General features: G+C 34.2%; 12 protein-coding genes. 5 read left to right on the top strand and 7 right to left on the bottom strand.

Going from position 1 to position 17,417, the window contains the following annotated elements; all coding sequences use genetic code 11:
* Positions 1-2: 2 nt before the first annotated feature.
* From tpx to RMO83_RS01605, 4 genes are all read right to left on the bottom strand, one after another.
* Positions 3-500 (bottom strand): thiol peroxidase, encoded by a 498-nt coding sequence (gene tpx, locus RMO83_RS01590; RefSeq protein ID WP_310557915.1) that lies wholly within the window; start codon positions 498-500, stop codon positions 3-5.
* A 162-nt stretch (positions 501-662) separates the two neighbouring features.
* Complete coding sequence (locus tag RMO83_RS01595; RefSeq protein ID WP_310557916.1) at positions 663-920, bottom strand: DUF6952 family protein; 258 nt, start codon at positions 918-920, stop codon at positions 663-665.
* Between the two features lie 79 nt (positions 921-999).
* Positions 1,000-1,308 (bottom strand): thioredoxin family protein, encoded by a 309-nt coding sequence (locus tag RMO83_RS01600; RefSeq protein WP_310557917.1) that lies wholly within the window; start codon positions 1,306-1,308, stop codon positions 1,000-1,002.
* Between the two features lie 171 nt (positions 1,309-1,479).
* Positions 1,480-2,118 carry a peroxiredoxin gene (locus tag RMO83_RS01605; protein WP_310557918.1) on the bottom strand — a complete coding sequence of 213 codons (639 nt, stop codon included), beginning with the start codon at positions 2,116-2,118 and terminating at the stop codon, positions 1,480-1,482.
* A gap of 262 nt (positions 2,119-2,380) precedes the next feature.
* On the opposite strand from RMO83_RS01605, the gene katG reads away from it, so the two are divergent.
* Positions 2,381-4,651: a catalase/peroxidase HPI gene (gene katG / locus RMO83_RS01610; RefSeq protein WP_310557919.1), complete on the top strand. Its 2,271-nt coding sequence runs from the start codon at positions 2,381-2,383 to the stop codon at positions 4,649-4,651.
* Between the two features lie 63 nt (positions 4,652-4,714).
* On the opposite strand, the gene RMO83_RS01615 is transcribed toward katG, so the two are convergent.
* From RMO83_RS01615 to RMO83_RS01625, 3 genes are all read right to left on the bottom strand, one after another.
* On the bottom strand, positions 4,715-6,394 hold the full coding sequence (locus tag RMO83_RS01615) for a glycoside hydrolase family 3 N-terminal domain-containing protein (RefSeq protein ID WP_310557920.1): 1,680 nt from the start codon (positions 6,392-6,394) through the stop codon (positions 4,715-4,717).
* Between the two features lie 206 nt (positions 6,395-6,600).
* A complete protein-coding gene (locus RMO83_RS01620) occupies positions 6,601-7,869 on the bottom strand; it encodes an MFS transporter (protein ID WP_310557921.1) in 1,269 nt (422 codons plus the stop codon).
* Between the two features lies 1 nt (position 7,870).
* The gene (locus tag RMO83_RS01625; protein ID WP_310557922.1) at positions 7,871-9,430 is read right to left on the bottom strand and encodes a family 10 glycosylhydrolase; all 1,560 of its coding nucleotides are present in this window, start codon (positions 9,428-9,430) and stop codon (positions 7,871-7,873) included.
* 237 nt (positions 9,431-9,667) lie between these two features.
* Between RMO83_RS01625 and RMO83_RS01630 the strand changes: the two genes are divergently transcribed.
* The 4 genes from RMO83_RS01630 (at position 9,668) to RMO83_RS01645 (ending at position 17,240) form a co-directional block, all read left to right on the top strand.
* Positions 9,668-12,592 (top strand): FAD-linked oxidase C-terminal domain-containing protein, encoded by a 2,925-nt coding sequence (locus RMO83_RS01630; protein ID WP_310557923.1) that lies wholly within the window; start codon positions 9,668-9,670, stop codon positions 12,590-12,592.
* A 190-nt stretch (positions 12,593-12,782) separates the two neighbouring features.
* On the top strand, positions 12,783-14,465 hold the full coding sequence (locus RMO83_RS01635) for an amino acid permease (RefSeq protein WP_310557924.1): 1,683 nt from the start codon (positions 12,783-12,785) through the stop codon (positions 14,463-14,465).
* A 133-nt stretch (positions 14,466-14,598) separates the two neighbouring features.
* Entirely contained in the window at positions 14,599-15,906 is a 1,308-nt protein-coding gene (locus RMO83_RS01640) for an MFS transporter (protein WP_310557925.1), read from the top strand.
* A 146-nt stretch (positions 15,907-16,052) separates the two neighbouring features.
* Entirely contained in the window at positions 16,053-17,240 is a 1,188-nt protein-coding gene (locus tag RMO83_RS01645; RefSeq protein ID WP_310557926.1) for a hypothetical protein, read from the top strand.
* Positions 17,241-17,417 lie beyond the last annotated feature (177 nt).

The following is a 17,417-nucleotide window of genomic DNA, read 5'->3' on the forward strand; positions in this document are numbered from 1 at the left end:
AATTAAAGTGCCGCTAAGGCAGCTTCGTAATTAGGCTCGTTTGCAATTTCCGGAACTTGTTCGGTATAAAGTACAGATCCACTGGCATCTACAACAATAATACATCTGGAATGCAAACCGGCTAAAACGCCATCGGCGATTTCTAAACCGTTGGTTTTACCAAAAATTCCGTCTTTAAAGTCAGATAAATTAATTACGTTTTCGATTCCTTCGGCGCCACAAAAACGTTTTTGAGCAAAAGGCAAATCTCTAGAAACACACAATACTTTTGTGTTTTCTAATTGAGCAGCAGTGGCATTAAAAGTTCTTACAGATGTTGCACAGGTTCCAGTATCAATACTTGGAAAAATATTCAGAACTAAGTTTGTACCTGCAAAATCACTTAAAGTAGCAATTGAAAGGTCGTTTTTTACTAATTTAAAATCAGCTAGTTTCGTGCCAACTTTCGGTAATTCTCCTGAAGTGTGGACTGGATTTCCACCTAATGTAATAGAAGCCATAATGTATTTTATTTAATGAGGTTCAAAAGTATGAAAATTTATTTACGATTTACGATTTTGAATTTATGATTTGCTAATTTATAAAAAAAACGCTCTCGTTGCTGAAAGCGTTTTAAATAAAGTGATATTTTAAACACAGGATAAAGTTGCAAAACCCGTACTTTACTTATCAATAGAACCTAAAACTCGCTTCATAAAAGTATTCAAAGCTTCTTTTTTGTCCATTCCATCTTTAGTCATTTTGTGTACCTCGAGAGCGCCGTACATATTCGAAATTAATTCACCAATAACGTCTAATTCTTCATCTTTCAAGGAAGAAACTTCGGTCAAGGCTTCTAAAACTTCGATAGCTTCAACTAAATAATCTTGGTCATTTTCTTCAATAAATTGGGATAAATGTTTGATTATGGGTAGTTTCATTTTAGTTGTTTGTTGTTAATAGTTTATGGTTTATAGTTTGTGGCTCAACAATAAACACTAAACCAAAAACTATAAACTTTTAAATAATTTCGTTTACCAATTCGGACAAGACTTCGGCCTTATTGGTTTGGGTTTCGTTTACCAATTTTCCGTTTACGAAAGTGGCGAAAGTAGGTAAGTTGCTAACATTGGCCATTTTTCTGGATTCTGGAGAATTTTCAGCATCAACCAAAACAAAAGTCAAGTTTTCGTTTTCTGAAGCCAATCTTTTGAATTTTGGTTTCATAATACGACAATTTCCGCACCAAGAGGCTGAGAATTGAACGACCACTTTTTCGTTTTTTGAGACTAAATCTTGTAATGTATCTTCGTTTAATTCGATTAACATAGTTTTTTAAGTTTTAATGTCAATTTCAATGTCAAAAATCAATATTATAGTCGCTATAATTAAAATGTAAATTTTTAATTTAAAATAGTATTTTGTAAAAACCCTATTCGTTTTTTACATTAAAATTGCAATTTATTTTTGACATTGCAATTGAAATTATTGTTATTAATTTTAGTTTAAACTCAAGTATTCTGCGGTACTTTTTCTATCAGCAGTCATTGCTTCTTTTCCAGCTTCCCAGTTGGCAGGGCAAACTTCCCCTTTTTCTTGAATGTGTGTATATGCATCAACCATTCGTAAATATTCATTTACATTTCTACCCAATGGCATATCGTTGACACTTTCATGGAAAATTTTTCCAGTTTCATCGATTAAATAAGTGGCTCTAAAAGTAACATTTGAACCTTCAACAATTATAGAGTCTGTTTCATCGCTATAACTAGTAGATTCGATGTCAAGAATTCCAAGAATGTTTGACAAATTACGGTTTGTATCTGCAAGAATAGGGTATGTTACTCCTTCGATTCCTCCGTTATCTTTTGCTGTATTTAACCAAGCGAAATGTACTTCGTTTGTGTCGCAAGATGCGCCAATTACTATTGTATTCCGTTTTTCAAATTCTGGCAAGGCAGTTTGAAAAGCGTGCAATTCAGTAGGGCAAACGAATGTAAAGTCTTTTGGATACCAAAAAAGCAATACTTTTTTGTTGTTGTTTACCGCTTCTTCAAAAACATTAATTTTTAAGTTATCTCCCATTTCTGAGATGGCATCTACTGCAATGCTTGGGAATTTTTTTCCTACTAATGACATAATGATATTTTTTAGTGTTAAATTTTTTGCAAAGGTAGTTTTAAGTAATAGTAATTTCATTCCAATTATTACACTAAATAATTATCACGTGATAGAATAAAATTATAATAAACAGAATTTAATTATTTTCATTTTATATCTATTTAGAATAAGACGATTGTGAAAAAAACATTCTATCAAACTATAGTTTTTATTTATGGAAATTGACCTTGGAAAAGTTTTTTTTTAATAAATTTACGTTGAAATTAAAATTAATTACATTATGGAAAATAACGCAGACCCTAGTAAGACATCCTATAATAGGAACGCTGAAAGCAAATGCCCGTTTGGTGGCGATGCTCTTGGTGGACCAATTAATATGGAAAATGCGAAAATCAAACAGATGAATAGCAAAGGACCAATTAATCGTGATTGGTGGCCAAATCAATTAAGGTTGAATATTCTTCGCCAACATTCATCGCTTTCAAATCCGATGAATAAAGATTTTGATTACGCAAAGGAATTCAAATCGGTTGATTTAGCTGAATTAAAAAAGGATATTTTTGAATTAATTAACACGTCTCAAGATTGGTGGCCAGCAGATTACGGAACTTATTCTGGGTTTTTTATCAGAATGGCTTGGCATAGCGCAGGAACGTATCGAACATCTGATGGTCGTGGTGGTTCAGGAGCAGGAAGTCAACGTTTTGCACCATTAAACAGTTGGCCTGATAACGCCAATTTAGACAAAGCACGATTGTTGCTTTGGCCAATAAAACAAAAATATGGCAAGAAAGTTTCTTGGGCAGATTTAATGATTTTGGCGGGAAATTGTGCTCTTGAAACTGCCGGATTTAAAACTTTTGGTTTTGGCGGCGGTCGAGTAGATACTTGGGAACCACAAGAAGATATTTATTGGGGTTCTGAAAGAGAATGGCTTGCCGATAACCGATATTCTGGTGAAAGAGATTTAGAATATCCATTGGCAGCAGTGCAAATGGGATTAATTTATGTGAATCCAGAAGGACCAAACGGAAATCCTGATCCATTAAAATCTGCCATAGACATAAGAGAAACATTTGCCAGAATGGCAATGAATGATGAAGAAACGGTAGCGCTTATTGCTGGCGGACATACTTTAGGAAAAACGCACGGTGCAGCAGATCCTAGTAAATATATTGAATTAGAACCCGCAGCAGCGGGAATTGAAATGCAAAGCCAAGGTTGGAAAAATAATTTTGGAACTGGTCACGGCGGCGATACTATTACAAGCGGATTGGAAGGTGCTTGGACAACAACGCCTAACAAATGGAGTCATAATTATTTCGAAAATTTATTTGGTTTTGAATGGGAATTAACCAAAAGCCCAGCTGGCGCACACCAATGGAAACCTTTAAATAATGGTGGCGCAGGAACCGTTCCAGATGCTCACGATGCTTCAAAAACGCATCAACCGTTTATGTTGACAACCGATTTAGCTTTGCGAGTGGATCCAGCTTATGAAAAAATTTCCAGACGATTTTTAGAAAATCCAGATCAATTTAATGATGCTTTTGCAAGAGCTTGGTTCAAATTGACACATAGAGATATGGGACCAAAAACTTTGTATTTAGGTTCAGAAGTTCCAACAGAAGAATTAATTTGGCAAGACCCAATACCGCACGTAAATTATCAAATAATTAATGAAGGTGATATCAATAATTTAAAATCGTCAATTGATGCATCAGGATTGTCTATTTCAGAATTAGTTTCGACAGCTTGGGCTTCGGCTTCTACTTTTAGAGGTTCAGACAAACGTGGTGGCGCCAATGGTGGTCGTTTACGATTGTCACCACAAAAAGATTGGAAAGTAAATAATCCATCTCAATTGTCTAAAGTTTTAGCTGTTCTAGAAAAAATTCAAAGTAATTTCAATTCTTCTCAAACCGAAAATAAACAAGTATCTATTGCAGATTTAATTGTTTTGGGTGGATGTGTTGGTGTTGAACAAGCAGCTAAGAACGCAGGTTTTGATGTAAAAGTTCCATTTTCAGCTGGTAGAGCCGATGCTTCTCAAGAACAAACCGATGTTGAATCGTTTGATGTTTTAGAACCCCAGACTGATGGATTTAGAAATTATTCTAGAACAGAATTTACAGTTTCTGCGGAAGAATTATTAATTGATAAAGCGCAACTATTGACATTAACAGCACCAGAAATGGCTTTGTTAGTAGCAGGAATGAGAGTTTTAAACACCAATTTTGATCAATCTAAAACAGGAGTTTTCACCAACAAACCAGAAACCTTAACTAATGATTTCTTTGTGAATTTATTAGATATGAGTACGACTTGGAAATCTGTAACAGAATCAAGTGAAACTTTTATTGGAAGCGATAGAAAAACTGGAGACATCAAATGGATTGGAACGCGTGTTGATTTAATTTTTGGTTCAAACACTGAATTAAGAGCCATCGCCGAAGTGTATGCTTGTGAAGATGCAAAAGAACAATTTGTTCACGATTTTATTGCAGCTTGGAATAAAGTAATGAATTTAGATCGCTTTGATTTGAATTAATTTTGAATAATTAGTTTAAAATAAAAAAAGGTGAATTGGAAACAGTTCACCTTTTATTTTACCCTAAAACCCTTTAATTTCAACTGGCAAAGTACCTCTACATCTTGAATTTCTTAGTAATTGTCGTGCAGCACTTTCTTGGAATTCACGAAAATCCTGATATACGTGCATTATGCCTAAGGTGGATTTTAAATTAGGAATCACTTGTAAGGCATAAGGATTGCCAAAAACGTACAAAATACATTTCTTATTAGAAAATAATTCACTCAAGAAAGCTAGTGTAGTTTCGTCCATATCAAAATTATTCAAAGGTTTTGCTTTTGGGACAAAAAGAGAAATTAGGATGGTATCAAAATCTTTTAACTCTTCTGTTAGTTTTTCAATAGCATTTTTATCTTCAGTTTCGAGAGCAAATAGTGGCGATGGAAGCACTATAGATAATGACTTGAAAAAGATATTGTGAGTATCCTTGTATAGACTTAATTTGGCTAGTTTTTCATTATTTTTAGCTTCAAATAAATATAAACTATTGTTGTTGTCTTTAATTTTGGTGGTACTTTTATCAGCAATTAGACGATTTAAAATAGAAGTAGCTTCAAAATCAAACTCGCCTTTTGGAGCAAAATTCCCGTTTAAAATTCCCGCTTTTTGCTTTAATTTTATCAATCGGTTGAAACTCTCTTCGATTCTTTCAGGCGAGGCATTTTTGAGAATTTCTTGAATTCCTTCGGCTACATTTTCAGCAAAACACAATACATCATTTCCTGCATTGAAAGCTTCCCATTCAAGTTGACCTATAGTTTCATATAATTTGGAAACGCTGTGCATATTCAAAGCATCGGAAATAACCAAACCATCATAACCCAATTGCGTTCTCAATAATCCTTTAATAATTGGTTTTGATAAGGTTGCTGATGTGTTTTTTCCATCATTTAAAGCTGGAACTGCCAAGTGACCAATCATAATTGAATCGACATTATTTTCGATTCCCTTTATAAAGGGAACCAATTCGTTTTGCATTAATTCTTCTAAAGTTTCCTCTAAAACCGGTAATCCCAAATGCGAATCAACGCTGGTATTTCCGTGTCCAGGAAAATGTTTTAAGCATCCTAAAACGCCAACTTCATTTAATCCACGTAAATATTCTGAGGTGAAATTAGAAACTCTTTCTCTGTCTTGACCAAACGAACGATAGCCAATGACGGGATTGTTGGGATTATTATTAATGTCGGCCAAAGGCGCTAAATTGTAATAAATCCCTGCTGCTTTCAAATCTAAGCCAGTTCGTTTTCCTACTTCATAAGCCAAATATTCATATCTTTCTGGCAAAGCGCCAAGGGAAATAGCATAAGGATATTGTGGTGTGTTTTCGACTCGCATTGCCAAACCCCATTCGGCATCAATACTCATCAAAAGTGGTGTGGTAGCACATTTTTGGAAACGGACAACGAGTTCTTTTAAACGTTCAAAGCTATTATCGTTATGTTCGACTGTTTTCTTAGATTCTTCCGAAAAATTTATTTTTTGCCTAGGATCGTCAGGAACACCATTTTTAAAATCGGATAATGCCTTTTTTATGGGCGTTTCATAGTTGGTCGCAGCGCTGGCGCGACTATGAAAAAAGGTTAATCCGCCAATGTTGTGTTGCTTGATTAAACGTTCAATTTCTTGAAAATTTTCTTCGGTGTCGTTGATAAAAACGGCGGGAAAAAAGAATTGCCCAACTTTTTGTTCTAATGTCATCGATTTAAAAATTTATGCTGTGATGTATGAAAATAAACACATTATAAAAGCTATTTTTAATCCAATTATAATGGTATGATAGCGGTACTATTTTTGTAGCCTTAAATTTAGCACTATTTTTTTAAAGTTCAATTTTATATTTGACATTAAATTGTTGGCTTATAAAGTATCTTTAGTTCTTTGTGTTTTACTTTTTGGCAAAATAATTACTCTACTTTCTTACCAAAATCCTTTGGAAAAATTAAAAAACGCGACAAAATAATGCCAGGAATAGTTGCCAAAAATACCCAAATAAAGAAATTGTCATACCCTAAATACTGCTGAATATAACCGCTCAGCATTCCGGGAAGCATCATTCCCAAAGCCATAAAACCTGTTGCAATAGCATAATGCGAAGTTTTTGATTCGCCATCGGCAACGTAAATTAAGTACATCATAAAGGCTGCAAAACCAAATCCGTAACCAAATTGTTCCAAGATAACGACTGCATAAATATGATAAACCGAAGCGGGATGGAATAAAGCTAACAGTACAAAACCAAGAATAGGCAAGTGCATCGTTAAAATCATTGGTAACATCCATTTTCCTAATCCTTGTTTAGAAATAGCAATTCCGCCTAGGATTCCGCCAATAGTAAGAGCAATTAGCCCAAAGGTTCCATAAATAATACCCACATCCTCGGTATCTAAACCTAAGCCGCCGACATCCGTTTTATCTACTAAAAAGGGAGTCAACATTTTTAGTAATTGTGATTCGCCCAAACGAAATAATAGGATGAAAGCAAGGATTAATCCAATTTGTTTCTTTTTGAAAAAACTAGCAAAAACTGTGGCGAAATTTTTCTCTTCGGCTTTTCCTGATGCTATAAGTAATTCTGTTTTTGGAGTGGCAAAATAATTGTAAACTGTTAAAAAAGTCATTACTAATCCAACAAAAATCATTGTGTAAGACCAGGCTTTTTGGTTGTCACCATATCGATGTTCTAAATAACCGGCTAATAAAATGATCAATCCGTTTCCGGTGAGCATTGAGGCTCTGTAAAAAGTACTTCGAATTCCTAAAAAGAAAGATTGTTGGTCTTTGGTTAAAGCCAATAAATAGAAACCATCACTCGCTACATCATTCGATGCTGAGGCAAATGCTGCTACCCAAAAAATAGCCAAACTCAATATAAAGAAATTGCTTGTTGGAATAATAAAACCGACAATTAGAAACGCAATCGAAATGAATAATTGCATACTTAAAAACCAGTTGCGTTTGGTTCCGTGCAAATCTATAAACGGACTCCAAAGTGGTTTGATCACCCAAGGTAAATATAATAAACTGGTATAAAGTCCGATGTCTTCATTGCTGATTCCGAGATTTTTGTACATCAATACCGACACCGAAATAATGATTACATACGGAAAACCTGAAGCAAAATTTAGTAAAGGAATCCAAAACCAAGGCTCATTTTTTGTTTTCGAGTTCGTCATATTAGTTTTGTTTGATTTCGGTGTTTAAATTGACAATTTCTGGAACACTTTCATTACCATAAAAATCAATAAAAGTAAACGCCACTTTTTTAGCATTATTTAATTTGTCCTTCGTTATGGAGTATTTAATCGACTCATTTTTTGCATCTATAAATACTTTCTCGACAATCTGTCTAGGATTATTACTATCTATTCTCATATTGTTTTCTGCACTATAAACTACAATGTATCGAATCTGTTCGGATTGGGTTTTTTTGAACGAAAACTGGTATGAATTCCCTTGTTTGTTATAGGTGTTTATTAGAGGTCTTTCATTGCCAGTTCTAACAGAACTTGGCACCGGAAAAGGAATCGCTGGGTATTTATATTGATTGTTTTCAAGCAAGTTCGCCACATCACTATTGCAGTTTACAAAACATTTGGCACTAAAATAGGCATTCCCTTGAATGTTAGAATAGGTTCTGGCTAAATCAATTTGATTAGGAATTTCCGCTGGAATAAACCATTTTTTATCAGAATCAGTTTTTATTTTATAACTTCCATTTCCTATGTAAAGATTTGAATTTGTTGTATTTGCTGCCCACCATTTTATTAATTTCGCATAAGAAGCTGTTTTATGATCAATGCTCCAATACAATTGTGGCAACATATAATCTATGTATTTTCCTTCCATCCAAGCGATAGGATCGGCATATAAATCGTCATAATTGGTTTGTCCGGCTTGCGTGTCTGAACCTCTAGGATCTACTGATTTGTTGCGCCAAACTCCAAATGGGCTGATGCCAAATTGTACCCAAGGTTTGATTCTTTTTATGGAAAAATAAATATTTTTTACAAAGGAATTTACGTTGTCACGTCTCCAATCCTCAAGTGATTGTTTGTAACTATATTTTTTGAAAGAAGCAGCATCATTAAAAACTTTTCCGGTCACTCTGTAAGGATAAAAATAATCGTCAAAATGAATGGCATCGATGTCATAGTTTTTCACCACCTCTTCCACAACAGCTGTAAGATGACTTTGAACTTCGGGCAATGCTGGATTATAGTAATATTTTTCTTTTCCAGTTTCACCATATTTAATCATCCAATCCCGATGTTTGAAAAAATCGTGTTCTTTACTTAGTTTTTCTTTTTTGGTATCCATCGTAGCTCTATATGGATTTAGCCAAGCGTGAAATTCGAAACCTCTTTGATGCGCTTGTTCAATCATCCAAGCCAAAGGATCATAATAGGGTTGTGGTGCTTGTCCTTCTTTTCCGGTCAAATAGCGTGACCAAGGAGCTAATTGGGTTGGATAAAAAGCATCTCCACAGCTTCTAATTTGAACAATTACGGCATTATAATTTAGCTTTTTGTACGCATCTAAAATTGCTATAAAATCGGCTTTTTGTTTTTCGATAGAATCAGTTCCCGCTTTTGGCCAGTCAATATTGGCAACAGTAGCTATCCAAACAGCTCTAAATTCGTTTTTGGGATTTGTTACTTTTTCTTGTGAATTTCCATTCAAAAACGAAAAAATGCATAGTAAAAATACCAACAGCAAAGACTTGTTTTTAATCATTTGTAATCTAATTATGTAAAAGTCAAAAGTAGTTTTTTAGTGAAATGTATCCTATAAATTTTTGATAATATTCAACTTTATTAATTGTTGCAATTTCTTTGCCAAGTTTCTTTCCTCGATTTTGAAGATAAGTTGAGTTCTTTACTGCTAGCTTTTTAAATTTTCTTTCTTTCTTATTTGAAATATAAAATTTTAAAGCGCTATATATTTATATTTGTCCACAATATAATTCTAGTTATGCCAACCCAATTTCAATTACAGCAATTATCAGAATCTTTAGAGAGAAAACTTTTATTTGATGAACTTCATAAAACCATCTATTCTACCGATGCTTCCGCTTACAGAATGATTCCGATTGCAGTAGCATTTCCAAAAACTAACGAAGATATTGTCAAGTTGATGCAGTTTGCGACCCAATATAAAATCTCTCTTACGCCAAGAACAGCTGGAACTTCATTAGCAGGGCAAACCGTTGGGAGTGGAATTATTGTAGATGTTTCAAAATATTTTACCAGTATTATTTCATTTGATGCTGATAAAAAAACAATAACGGTACAACCCGGAGTCATTCGCGATGAACTGAATTTGTATTTAAAACCTCACGGATTATTTTTCGGACCCAATACTTCTACTTCCAATCGCTGTATGATGGGAGGAATGGTCGGCAACAATTCATCTGGAACAACATCCATTAGATATGGAGTGACTCGGGATAAGATTGTCGAGATCAAAGCCATTTTGAGTGACGGTTCAATGGTAGTTTTTAACGAAATTTCCTCGAATGATTTTATTGAAAAGACAAAAGGGAATTCACTCGAAAGCAAAATCTATCATACAATTTATAAAGAACTTTCGAATGTAGAAAACCAAAAAGAAATTGTCAAGGAGTTTCCAAAACCAGAAATCCATCGTCGAAATACAGGATACGCCGTTGATTTATTATTAAAATCAGATTTGTTTTCAGGTTTGGAACCAACAATAAATTTGGGAAAATTACTTTGTGGGAGCGAAGGAACTTTAGCTTTCACCACAGAAATCACTTTGAAAGTAGATGATTTACCACCATCCAATAATGTGATGGTAGTTGCTCATTTTCATACTGTTCAAGAAAGTCTAGAAGCTGTCGTTGTGGCGATGAAACATCATTTGTACACCTGCGAAATGATGGACGACACCATTTTAGATTGTACTAAAAACAATCGAGAACAATCTAAAAACCGACTTTTTATAGAAGGAAATCCCAAAGCGATAATGATGTTTGAAGTCGCTTCGGATTCAATGATTGATGCCGAAAATCAAGCCAATGCTTTAATTGACGATTTGCAAGATGGTAATTTTGGTTATGCACTGATAAAATTATATGGAGAAGATATTAATAAAATCATCGAACTGCGAAAAGCAGGTTTAGGTCTTTTAGGAAGTATCGTTGGCGACAATAAAGCTGCCGATTCAATTGAAGACACTGCGGTAGAATTGAGTGATTTGCCCAATTACATTGCAGAATTTGCTGCAATGATGAAGCGTTATAATCAAGATGCGATTTATTATGCTCACGCTGGAGCAGGAGAATTGCATTTGCGACCCGTTTTGAATTTAAAGAAAAAAGAAGACGTTGTACTTTTTCGAACTATCGCCACTGAAGTAGCACTTTTGGTCAAAAAATACCGAGGTTCATTAAGTGGTGAACACGGCGACGGAATCGTTCGTGGCGAATTTATTCCGTTTATGATTGGCGACAAAAATTATGAATTATTAAAAAGAATAAAATCTGCTTTCGACCCCAATGCTATTTTAAACATTGGGAAAATCGTCAATACATCTAAAATGGACGAAAATCTGAGAGTGGAAGCGGGTAGAGTAGAACCGGAAATTCAAACCATTCAAGATTTTTCGGATAGTTTGGGCGTTTTGCGTTTGGCTGAAAAATGCAATGGTTCTGGCGATTGCAGAAAATTACCTTCGGCTGGCGGGACTTTATGTCCCAGTTATCGGGCGACTTTAAATGAAAAGGATACGACGCGTGCTAGAGCCAATGCGTTGCGAGAATATTTGACAAATTCCGAAAAAGACAACAAATTCAATCATAAAGAATTATATGAAGTTTTCGAATTGTGTGTGAGTTGCAAAGCTTGTGCCAGCGAATGTCCAAGCAATGTCGATGTTGCAGCGCTAAAAGCTGAATTTTTGTACCAATATCAAAAAGCAAATGGCTATTCTATTCGAAACCGAATTTTTGCTAGTAATTCTAAATTAAATCAATTGGGAAGTTTGCTTCCAAGTTTTACAAATTTTGTGGTAAATCTGCCAATTGTAAAACAAAGTTTGGGAGTTGCAACCCAAAGAGAAGTTCCTTTATTGGCCAAAACTACTTTTAGAAAATGGTACAAGGATGAGTGCAAGAGCCAAGAGCCAAGAGCCAAGATCCAAAACGGTAAAGTTTATCTTTTTTGTGATGAATTTACCAATTATTATGATGTTTCTGTCGGAATTGACGCCTTTGAATTATTGACGAAATTAGGTTATGAAGTAGTGGTAATCAATCACGAAGAAAGCGGAAGAGCTTACATTTCTAAAGGTTTTCTGGAAGAAGCACAGGCTATTGCCAATAAAAATGTGGCAATCTTTAAGGATTTAATTTCGGAAGACACACCATTGATTGGAATTGAACCTTCGGCAATATTGACTTTTAGGGATGAATATATTCGATTAGCAAAAGACAATGAAGGAGCTGAAAAAATTTCCAAAAATGCGCTTACTATCGAAGAGTTTTTCAAGAAAGAAATCACTGCCGGAAAAATTCATTCCGAACAATTCTCTGATGTTGAAAAAACCATAAAAATCCACGGACATTGTCATCAAAAATCTTTGAGTTCTGTTGAAGCTACTTTTGCAATGCTGAATTTACCCAAGAATAGTTCTGTAACCATATACAATTCGGGTTGTTGTGGAATGGCAGGATCTTTTGGTTACGAGAAAGAACATTATGACATCAGTATGCAAATGGGTGAAGATACTTTGTTCCCTAAAATCCGCTCAACAAATTCTGATACTGTCATTGCAGCAGCTGGCACTAGTTGCCGTCACCAAATTTTTGACGGTACCAACAGAAAAGCCCTTCATCCAGTGACAATTTTGAGAGATTGTTTGAAATATAAAATATAGTCGCATTTGACAGGCAATCTTTACGGTTTAAAAAACTTATTATTCTGTTCTATTCAATAAATTCAACTCTTGATTCACGTTAATTGATACTATTTCTATATATTTGAATTTTTAAGAACATATTCAATTTAATTAAAATTATATTGTAAAATTCACAACGAATTGGTTAATAACGATAAAAATATACAAAATGGCTTTTTCAAGTTTATTTAGAAGGAAATCTACAAAAGTAGCTGTTCAACAAGGCGGAGACGGTGATCACTCAGAATTAAACAAAGTTTTAACGGTTAAAGATTTGACATTTTTTGGTATTGCAGCCATTATCGGTGGCGGAACGTTTAGTGCGATAGGAAACGCTTGTTTTTCGGGTGGGCCAGGAGTTGTCATATTGTATATCATTTGTGCCATTGCTTGTGGTTTTACTGCGATGTGCTATGCTGAATTTGCTTCGCGTGTACCGATTTCAGGGAGTGCCTATACTTATGCATACGTTTCTTTTGGTGAAATTTTTGCTTGGATAATTGGCTGGGCTTTAATAATGGAATATTCTATTGGAAACATTTACATTGCTTTTTCGTGGAGTGGTTATTTTACAAATTTATTAGAAACTTTTTCTATTCATTTACCAGATTGGTTAACTATTAATTATCAATCAGCACGAGATTCAGCCGAAGGTATAGTGGTGTCTAAAGAGGGAATTGCAGCCTGGCAAAATGCGCCAATGATTAACGGATTGAGAATTATTTTTGATTTACCTGCGGTTTTAATCAATTTGCTAATTACTTATTTGGTTTACAGAGGCACGAAAGAATCAAAAAATATCAGCAATATTATGGTAACCATAAAATTGCTTATTATCGCTTTGGTCATAATTGTTGGTTTTTTTTACATCGATATTGAGAACTGGACACCATTTATGCCAAATGGTTTCAAAGGAGTTATGGGCGGAGTTTCGGCAGTATTTTTTGCCTATATTGGATTTGATGCGGTGTCGACCTTGGCAGAAGAAAGTAAAAATCCGCAACGTGATTTACCACGAGGAATGATTTATTCACTAATAGTTTGCACAGTAGTGTATATCGTTCTAGCATTAGTAATTACCGGAATGGTGTCGTATACATTGCTTGGTGTGAGCGATCCGCTGGCCGAAATTTTTGCTTTAAAAGGCGTGAAATGGATGTTGTTTATCGTGTCGATTGCTGCCGTTGTTGCGATGACAAGTGTATTACTAGTTTTTCAAATGGGTCAACCTCGAATCTGGATGACGATGAGCCGTGACGGATTGATGCCGAAGCAATTTTCTCAAATTCATCCAAAATATAAAACGCCAGGATTTGCAACAATTGTAACTGGTTTAGTTGTTGGTATTCCTATTTTCTTCACCGATGAGAATTTTGTTTTGGACTTTACAAGCATAGGTACATTGTTTGCATTTGTGTTAGTTTGCGGTGGAGTTTTAATGTTGTCACCTCAAAGTGAAGCCGAACTTGCAGACCGCCAAACAAAAGGCAAATTCAGAATTCCATATATTAATTCAAAATTCATTTTTCCAGCTATGGTAATTGGGTCATCGGTTTTAATAAATTATGTGTTCCCAACATTTTTCAATGATACTTTCGATTTTTCTGAAGAAAAATTAGCTACAAATTGTACTATGGTCATTTTCTTTATTCTGTGTGTTGTAATGGCTGTAATTTCCTTCCTTAAAAACTTGTCATTGATCCCGTTACTAGGGTTGATTTCTTGCTGTTATTTACTAACCGGAATGGCAGTTTCAAACTGGAAATGGTTCGGTGTTTGGTTGTTAATAGGTCTAGTATTCTACTTTTGTTATGGTTATAAAAACAGTAAATTGAACCTTAAAAAAGTCTAATTTTTTTGTGTAGAAATCATTTATTTGCCAAGAATTTTGCTTTAAATTCTTGGCATTTTTTTTTAGTGGTTTAGTGCAAAATGGATTGTTGTGAATTGTTTTTAACTATATTTGGATTCATAAAATAGCATCAATGGAAAATTTACCAAAAGGAAGTCCTAAATTAATCAATGCTTGGGCATTTTATGATTGGGCAAATTCAGTGTATTCGTTAGTAATTGCTACAGCGGTATTTCCTATCTATTATGAGTCCGTGACCAATGCAAATGGAGGTATCGTACATTTTTTAGGAACTTCATTACCTAATAGTTCTTTGTTATCGTATTCCTTATCTTTTTCGTTTTTGATTGTGGCTTTTTTATCGCCAATATTATCAGGAATTGCTGATTATTCTGGGAATAAAAAGAGTTTTATGAAGTTTTTTTGTTACTTAGGTTCTTTCTCAGTGATGTGTTTATTTTTCTTTAAAGACTCCAATACCTTATGGATTGGAATTGTAGCAACTATCCTAGCAAGCATCGGTTTTTGGGGAAGTATTGTTTTTTATAATTCGTATTTACCCGAAATTGCCTTGCCAGAACAGCACGATAGAGTGAGTGCCAAAGGATTTATGCTAGGCTATTTTGGTTCTGTGCTATTACTGACTTTTAATTTAACGATGGTGATGAAACCTGAATGGTATGGAATTACCGACCCAACATTACCGGCGAGAATCTCATTTTTATCTGTTGGAGTATGGTGGATGGGTTTTGCTCAAGTTACTTTTCATTTTTTGCCTTCTAATGTTTACCATAAAAAACCGAGAAAAGACTTTATTTTTAAAGGTTTAAAAGAATTAAAAGTAGTTTTGTTGAGTTTGAAAAATCAGACTTCTTTAAAGCAGTTTTTAATTGCATTTTTCCTTTATAGTATAGGAGTTCAAACCATTATTTTGTTAGCTGGGATTTATGGAAAAGTAGAGTTAGGGATTGAAACCAGTCAATTAATTATTACTATTTTATTAATTCAATTGGTGGCTATTTTTGGAGCCTTTCTTTTTGCCAGAATTTCTGAAAACATCGGAAATATCAAAACTTTAAAACTGACCATCGCAATTTGGGGATTTATATGTTTTGCAGCTTATTTATTAGATAAGGATAATCAATATATAGATTTGCAATTTTACTCGCTTGGTGGAGCAATAGGAATGGTACTTGGCGCAATTCAATCTTTGTCGCGTTCCACTTATTCTAAATTATTACCCGAAACCGAAGATCATACTACTTATTTCAGTTTCTTTGATGTGACCGAGAAAATTGCTATTGTTTTAGGAACTTTTATTTTTGGATTTGTGGGCGCTTTGACCAATTCGATGCGGAATTCTATTTTTATTCTGGCCGTTTTCTTTTTGCTGGGGTATATTGTGCTCAGTTTTATGAAGAAAATAGAACCTGTTGAATAAATTTCTTCAGTGTTAAAAACAAACAATTAGTTAAACAAAGTTTTTATGGGTTTTAATATTTTAAGTAAATACTATCTGAATATTTTTTCAAATAAAACTATTGGTTGAGTGATGCAAATGATTTACATTTGAAAAAAAACTTACAAATGAATTACAATATTAAAAATTTTAGATTTTTTATTTTACCCTTAGTTATCGTTACACTATTTTGTTTGAATTCTTGTGGAGAAATCGAACCATTAGATCCCGCTTTGATCGACACAAATCCAATTCCGGCATTATTACCAGTTTTAACGACGACGGCTTCATCTAATATTACAACAACATCAGTATCTTCAGGAGGAAATATTAGTGCCGATGGTGGTTCTCCAGTTACAGCTAGAGGAGTCGTTTGGGGAACAAACCCAAATCCTACTATTACAAATTCAAAAACTGTAAATGGAACCGGGATTGGGAGCTTCACGTCTTCAATTATAAATTTAGTTACAGGTAATACTTATTATGTTCGCGCATATGCAACAAATGCAAATGGAACATCTTATGGGAATCAAACCTCGTTTAGTATTTCAACACCTTCAAATCTACCTGTAATTATCACAACAGCAGTTAGTGGAATTTCATCGTCATCAGCATCAAGCGGTGGGAATGTTACTGCTGATGGAGGTTCACCAGTTACAGCTCGAGGAGTTGTTTGGGGAATAATACAAAATCCTACTATTGCAGATTCAAAGACTGTAAATGGAATTGGAACTGGAATTTTCACTTCAGCAATTAGTGGTTTAGTAGGGAGTACAGTTTATTATGTTCGTGCTTATGCTACAAATGCAAATGGTACGTCATACGGTAATCAAGTTACTTTTACTACTTCAGGTTCTGGAAGTGGGAGCTCTGGATTTGCAATGACAGCAAAAATAAATGGAGTTCAATTTCAAGCTAATAATCCATATGGAACTAATTTATTTTCATCTACAAATATTTGGGATTATTTTCCTTTAACCGATTATGTTATGCTTCAAGGCAGACAAGGAGGGCTTTTGGGAGATCCAGAAATTAATATTTGGTTAAAAAAAAGTGATATTAAGGTTGGAACTTATAATATTGGAAAAGAAACTTTCAATACTCCACCATCTCATTTTATAGATTTAACAGATAATTCAAATTCAGTGTTTGAATTGACCTTACAAGGGACAATTACTATAACAGAAGTGAATACTACTACTAAAATTGTTAAGGGAACTTTTCAATTCACTACTACTGACGACTTAGTTCCAGCAATTCCAGTGGTTGATTATACTGTTACAAATGGTACTTTCAACTATAAATATATGGAATAAAAAAGAGTTTTAATAATAAAATGATCCCGAACATCTTCGGGATTTTTTTATGGCACAATCCTTGACTTATCGCAACGGAATACTATTAAATATTTTTTATTTATTGATTTTCAACTATATAATTGTTTGATTATATTATTTTTACATTTCAAACAACCTATGTTTAATGACAAAAAG

The sequence above is a fragment of the Flavobacterium sp. genome, from assembly GCF_031423415.1.
GTDB lineage: Bacteria > Bacteroidota > Bacteroidia > Flavobacteriales > Flavobacteriaceae > Flavobacterium.

Coding starts and splice junctions, on each gene's coding strand:
- tpx (WP_310557915.1), bottom strand. CDS start 500: ATGGCTTCTATTACATTAGGTGGAAATCCAGTCCACACTTCAGGAGAA.
- RMO83_RS01595 (WP_310557916.1), bottom strand. CDS start 920: ATGAAACTACCCATAATCAAACATTTATCCCAATTTATTGAAGAAAAT.
- RMO83_RS01600 (WP_310557917.1), bottom strand. CDS start 1,308: ATGTTAATCGAATTAAACGAAGATACATTACAAGATTTAGTCTCAAAA.
- RMO83_RS01605 (WP_310557918.1), bottom strand. CDS start 2,118: ATGTCATTAGTAGGAAAAAAATTCCCAAGCATTGCAGTAGATGCCATC.
- katG (WP_310557919.1), top strand. CDS start 2,381: ATGGAAAATAACGCAGACCCTAGTAAGACATCCTATAATAGGAACGCT.
- RMO83_RS01615 (WP_310557920.1), bottom strand. CDS start 6,394: ATGACATTAGAACAAAAAGTTGGGCAATTCTTTTTTCCCGCCGTTTTT.
- RMO83_RS01620 (WP_310557921.1), bottom strand. CDS start 7,869: ATGACGAACTCGAAAACAAAAAATGAGCCTTGGTTTTGGATTCCTTTA.
- RMO83_RS01625 (WP_310557922.1), bottom strand. CDS start 9,430: ATGATTAAAAACAAGTCTTTGCTGTTGGTATTTTTACTATGCATTTTT.
- RMO83_RS01630 (WP_310557923.1), top strand. CDS start 9,668: ATGCCAACCCAATTTCAATTACAGCAATTATCAGAATCTTTAGAGAGA.
- RMO83_RS01635 (WP_310557924.1), top strand. CDS start 12,783: ATGGCTTTTTCAAGTTTATTTAGAAGGAAATCTACAAAAGTAGCTGTT.
- RMO83_RS01640 (WP_310557925.1), top strand. CDS start 14,599: ATGGAAAATTTACCAAAAGGAAGTCCTAAATTAATCAATGCTTGGGCA.
- RMO83_RS01645 (WP_310557926.1), top strand. CDS start 16,053: ATGAATTACAATATTAAAAATTTTAGATTTTTTATTTTACCCTTAGTT.